Here is a 5594-nt window from a genome sequence, read left to right on the forward strand (position 1 = left end):
TTATGATTGACATTTCACCCCTGGGCTTTAAATCTGTGTTAGACTACTTTTAAGAAAAATTGAGGGGAGAATTAATGATGGAAATATTAAATAATTATATAGATGCGACAAATACTCACAATTTTGATGAAGTGAGAAAAATTCTTCATCCTAATGCCACCTATTTTTTCACCGATCAGAATTGCACGACTCACGAAGAAATAAAGTCATACTTTGAAAACGCTTGGTCGTTAGTGAAAAACGAGAATTATGAAGCTCGAGATGTAAAATGGCTATATGCTGGAAGTCATTCAGCAACCTGTACATATACATATTTCTACGAAGGATATATAAACGAAAAATATACATGTGGTTATGGAAGAGCCACCAATGTCTTTGTCAAGGAGTTTGATAACTGGCTTCTGATTCATGAACATTTAAGTCCTTTACCAAATAACTCTTCAATACAAACATCATCTTGATGAAATGAGGTTTTATCAACGCAAACAGTTATTTGTGATAAAAAAACTAGGTGCATACAAATTTAAGTATGCACCTAGTGGAATAGTTTAGCATTATATACTATATGAAGATTTTAATTATTCGAACATCCACATCTTGGTCTTTCAACGAATCGATTTGGGTCTAACTTTGGAAATTGAATCGATGAATTACATGAACATCTATGATCACTTTGCTTATATTTGCACTCATCGTTGCCTTTCCCATCATCGTACCCACATCTTCTACATTTACTATCGTTGTGTTTACATCTACAGCCATCATCATAGTCTTCACATTTATGATGATCATTTTGTTTACAGCTGCATTCATCATCGTAGTCTCCACATTTATGATGATCATTGTGTTTACATCCGCATTCATCATCGTAGTCTCTACATTTATGATGATCATTTTGTCTGCATCCACAATCATCGTTGTGATTTCGACATTCGCAACTTTGGCATCTTTCGTTTTCAGGGCCATCCTCATTACCGTTCCAGCAGCATTTTGGACTTTCTGTTTGAGATACCATGACTAAACCAAAATCGTAATCAGCGACAATTTCTGTTGTTCTACCAGAAACCCTTAACTGCAGCGTCGGAGCAAGAGTTCCTCCAAAGTGTTCAATTTGAAATGACTCTGGCAAATTGCTTAACTCATCCGTTGTGATGCCTTGTAAGTTATATGTGTCAATGAAACTTAAAACAGAGAAGTCTGGCAAAACAAGCCAAGAGTAAGCTTGGTTCGGTTCTTCAATTGGGTTCGATACAACAAGACCACCTGAATTTAATGGCTGGTAGTTACCGCGCAGTGTATTTGCCACGAAACCGTACAATCCGTCAGGTCCTGGTCCATTGGTTAACCCTGGTGCAAATGTGAATCGGTGACTATCTGTAAATAAATAGTACCTACCACTACTCACAATAATGTGTGGTCGCTCTGTTTGTTGGTTTGTACAGCCCGCTTCAAGTAATGCAGGTAATAACTGCCATGATGTGTAGCTATTGTTTCTTAATAAAGCGATCCCAATATTCCCTGTATATTGACTTGCTTGTTGTTCCAATTCACCTGTTAAACCACAGTTAATTTCTGAGTTATTTCCTGCAATATTACCTTCAAATAGCAGGTACTCGCAGCCTGTTGCAGGATCTTTGAAAAACCATGGGTCACGGAAAGCGTAAATAATAGTGCTTTCACTTTGTTCGGATTGCTCTAACGTTTGGTATAGGACACCGTCTGGCTCTAAAATAATTTGATGCGGTGTAAAATTAACAAATTCAACACCATCCAAATCAGATACGAAGCCACTGCTTGTGTAAGCAATACGTTGTTCATACGTAATTTGTGCTTCGCCTCTTCTTCCAGAAGCTGTGTAGAAGTAATGAATTTTACCATTATCAATCATGGCAGAACCTGCCCATTGACGTGAACCAAATGCGGTACCTTCTTCAAATACTAGACCACCTTGTATCCAGTTCAGTCCATCTCTTGAATAAAAATATGCAATTCTTGCTACATCGTGCCGGTTGTTCGGCAAAACACTTCGTGGGGCAGACAGTGTAAATAGTACGCGCCAACCACCTGGTAAAACTGCTATTGAGCCATCTTTCTCTTGCAATGGCCACATATCCCAAACCCATAAGTCTTCTGAAATTCGTGGAATAGGCGGACTAATAACTGGAGCAGAGTTTTCTCGTGTAATTCGAATTCGCTCTGCTTGTTCACGTGTCCACCTTGATGGAACCGCATTTAAATGTTGGCTTAAACATCGGTTAAAATCTCTTTTTGGTTTATAGTTACAAAAGTTTTGAACTTGTTGTTGACTAAAAGAACGGAAATTCGCTGAGTTATTCCCTGTAGAACTGCTTGGGAAATTATGATTTGAGCCGCCACCTGGTATCGGTGAAAACTCCCTACCACTAGATCCCGCAATCGGGAATTGCTGAGAAGTGAATTGACCGGCTCCATGATGACCTCTATGCCGTTCATTATTAAAATTATGCCTCATAGTGACTCACCCTTTTATTATTTTTTTTAACTTATCCTTGATATTTTCTTTTACGTTTCTATTACAATATTCACATGAACTTTTTTTCTTACTATTTTTACAATCACATTTAGGACTCTCTGTTCCAGAAACCATCATTAATCCATATGCATAGACAGCTATAATCTCAGTAGTCGTACCTGAAACCGCCAATTGAAGTGTTTGTGCTAGTGTGCCGCCAAAATGTGCATATTGGAATTGCTCTGGCAATAATCCTACTTCATCAATTGGAATTCCTTGCAAGTTGAAATTATCGATAAAACTCAACACTGAAAAGTCAGGCAGTACAAGCCAAGAATACGCTTGGTAAGGCTCTGAAGGTGGATTTGAAACAACTAACCCACTATTATTCAACGGGCGATAGTTTCCTCTAAGGGATCTTGCAACAAATCCATATAGTCCATCTGGACCTGTAACCCCTGGCGCAAAAGTCGAACGATGTGAATCCGTAAATAAATAATACGAACCATTTCTCACAACAATATGTGGTCGTTCTGTTTGTTGATTGGTACATCCTGCTTCTAATAATGCGGGTAGTAACTGCCAACTGTTATAAGAATTGTTGCGCAATAAGGCAATCCCTATATTCCCCGTAAATTCAGCTGCATCACTTGGAACACCTGGACCGCAGTTGATATCTGCAGAAGTTCCTGCGATGTTGCCTTCAAACAATAAATACTCACAGCCAGTTGCTGGATCTTTAAAGAAGAATGGATCACGAAATGCATAAATGATTCCACCGCTGGATTGCTCCTCTGTCTGATAAAGCACACCATCTGGTTCCAAAATCACTTCATGCGGTGAGAAATCTACTAGCAGTACGCCATCTTTGTCAGAAATAAAACTACTACTCGCTAACGCAATTCGTTGTTCATACGTAATTTGCGTTTCTCCGCGTCTCCCCGTTGCTGTGTAGAAGTAATAAATCCTACCATTATCAATCATGGCAGAACCTGCCCATTGTCTGGAACCTAATGCAGTTCCTTCCTCAAATACATAGCCTCCCTGAATCCAATTCACACCATCTCGCGAATAAAAATAACTAATACGCGCGACATCATGGCGTTTTCCTGGAAGAACACTACGCGGAACGGATAATGCAAAGAGAACCCGCCATCCGCCAGGAAGGACGGCAATTGACCCGTCTTTCTCAATCAATGGCCACATATCCCAGATCCATAAATCTGCTGAGATTCTTGGGAATGGCTCCATAATAAGCGGAGCCATATTCGTTGCGTTGATTTGAATCTGTTCTACTTGACTACGTGTCCATCTTGATGGAACAGCATTAATACTTTGAGCTAAGCAACGATCAAAATCCTTTACTGGATTATAGTTACAAAACTGATTAATCTGTTGCTCCGTAAACTTACGAAAACGAATATTTCCCGTCGAAGAATAGCCACGATTCGCCGATACACTCTCCCTTAGCGAAGTAGTAGAATTATATATTATAGGAAACTGCTTTCTAGATAGTTGGTACGAATATTTCTTTCTACTTCGCCTAAATGAATTTAAACCCATACACTACACCTCCTTAATTTATTTGAACGTTAGTTCCTAGTCAGTATACAGAGAAATAAAAGTTAGCTATAGGTGTGTTCTCTATGTTTTCAAGAAAAAACAATATTTTTTCAACAAGATTAATGTATTTTGTACAAAAAAAATACTAAGTGCATACAAATTTCTTTGTATGTACCTAGTAGAATCGTTTTTTAGTATATATAATTAATCTGGCTCCTAATTATTATAAATACCATTTTACCTAATGAAAAAAACATGCTTTTTCAATCGTGCTACACCTTCATTACTCTGTCAAATTTGCATATCCAAGTAACACTTTTGGATTTGAATCATCCTTCTCCACATACAGAATACTCATTGGATACACTTTTACTTGTTCATCTATAGCTAATTGGATCAGTTCTTGTTCTGTGCAATTACTTGTAATCGAAATCATCACTATAAGCCCGCTATTTCACTTAACCTCGAGATTCTTTAAAAAATGCTCCCCATTTTTTAATAGTGTAAAAAGGGTATAAAAAATACACCTCAATAAGGTGTTTTGTTATGTCGCATTATGTTCCTGATACGAAATAAAAAAGCCAGCGATTTACTGCTGACTCCTCTCTCTTTATTCAACCATAGAACGCGATAGTTAAATAACAAAGGACATTCAACTTAGAATATTAATCAAAATAGGTAGGTTCTTGAGGATTATGCAAATGTTTAAATGCTAATTTAATTTGTGATTCTGTATTTCAAGCTATCGATAAAGATGGTAGTTCATTTTCTGCGAAAAATTCAACTGCATTTGTTTCGATACCTTCTTGCGGCTGCCCTCCAATGATTTCACATTGGAGAAAAATTTTATAAACGTGATATAGAGAAGGTGGATGAGGATGGCATTTCGTGTCAAGAACAGCTAACAATTTTAATACTTTAACATCAAACCCTGATTCTTCTTTTACTTCCTTGACCGCAACTTCACTTGGAGTTAATCCAATATCACCTCAGCCTCCTGGCAACGACCAATACCCATCAGTATTTTCTCTTACCATTAATATTTTATTACCCTTAAATACAACAGCTCTGATATCCACTTTAGGTGTTGCATATCCTGTTTCATTTGCAAAAAGTTCTTTTATATTTTTATTGTCCATATTTGTGTACTGTGCCAATATATCAACGCTAATATTTCTTATTAATTCAAATCTTTCCAAATCATATACATCTTTAGAATAGGTTAGTCCTGCTTGTGCGATGGATTGAAGCTGTTTTGCCCATTCTAGCCATTTAGGTTCCATCTTTTATTCACCCCCGTTTGTTCCAATTATATTTTATCTTAATTTAATAAACATTCAAACTACTTAGTTGGTTTAGTAAGTAATTTATTTAATTTATTGTTCATTAAGCTATTACTTTGTTTCATCACTAGTGTTTCTGCTTTGATTGACCATAAATTAGTAATAGACTCTCTGTGCCATTATGCAGCACCTCCGTTTAAGCTAACAAAAAAACCACCCTAATTAAAGGGAGGGCACTGAAAAACTTGCGTTTTTTA

General features: G+C 37.2%; 4 protein-coding genes and 1 pseudogene. 1 reads left to right on the plus strand and 4 read right to left on the minus strand.

The genetic code is table 11. The features are described 5' to 3' along the window. Positions 1-77 precede the first annotated feature (77 nt). On the plus strand, positions 78-461 hold the full coding sequence (locus tag CW357_RS17630; protein WP_119417379.1) for a YybH family protein: 384 nt from the start codon (positions 78-80) through the stop codon (positions 459-461). 113 nt (positions 462-574) lie between these two features. Here CW357_RS17630 and CW357_RS17635 read toward each other — a convergent pair whose 3' ends face one another. The 4 genes and pseudogenes from CW357_RS17635 to CW357_RS17645 all read right to left on the minus strand — a co-directional run bounded on the left by CW357_RS17635 (position 575) and on the right by CW357_RS17645 (position 5337). Next, positions 575-2491: a glycoside hydrolase family 68 protein gene (locus tag CW357_RS17635; RefSeq protein WP_124218750.1), complete on the minus strand. Its 1917-nt coding sequence runs from the start codon at positions 2489-2491 to the stop codon at positions 575-577. A 6-nt stretch (positions 2492-2497) separates the two neighbouring features. Next, on the minus strand, positions 2498-4054 hold the full coding sequence (locus CW357_RS17640; protein WP_124218751.1) for a glycoside hydrolase family 68 protein: 1557 nt from the start codon (positions 4052-4054) through the stop codon (positions 2498-2500). Positions 4055-4337: 283 nt separating this feature from the next. After that, positions 4338-4490: a hypothetical protein gene (locus CW357_RS18430; RefSeq protein ID WP_158582430.1), complete on the minus strand. Its 153-nt coding sequence runs from the start codon at positions 4488-4490 to the stop codon at positions 4338-4340. A 229-nt stretch (positions 4491-4719) separates the two neighbouring features. Beyond that, positions 4720-5337 (minus strand): annotated as a pseudogene (locus tag CW357_RS17645) (NUDIX hydrolase). Positions 5338-5594 lie beyond the last annotated feature (257 nt).

It is taken from the genome of Rummeliibacillus sp. TYF005, from assembly GCF_003844195.1.
GTDB lineage: Bacteria > Bacillota > Bacilli > Bacillales_A > Planococcaceae > Rummeliibacillus.

Coding starts and splice junctions, on each gene's coding strand:
- CW357_RS17640 (WP_124218751.1), bottom strand. CDS start 4,054: ATGGGTTTAAATTCATTTAGGCGAAGTAGAAAGAAATATTCGTACCAA.
- CW357_RS17635 (WP_124218750.1), bottom strand. CDS start 2,491: ATGAGGCATAATTTTAATAATGAACGGCATAGAGGTCATCATGGAGCC.
- CW357_RS18430 (WP_158582430.1), bottom strand. CDS start 4,490: ATGATTTCGATTACAAGTAATTGCACAGAACAAGAACTGATCCAATTA.
- CW357_RS17630 (WP_119417379.1), top strand. CDS start 78: ATGGAAATATTAAATAATTATATAGATGCGACAAATACTCACAATTTT.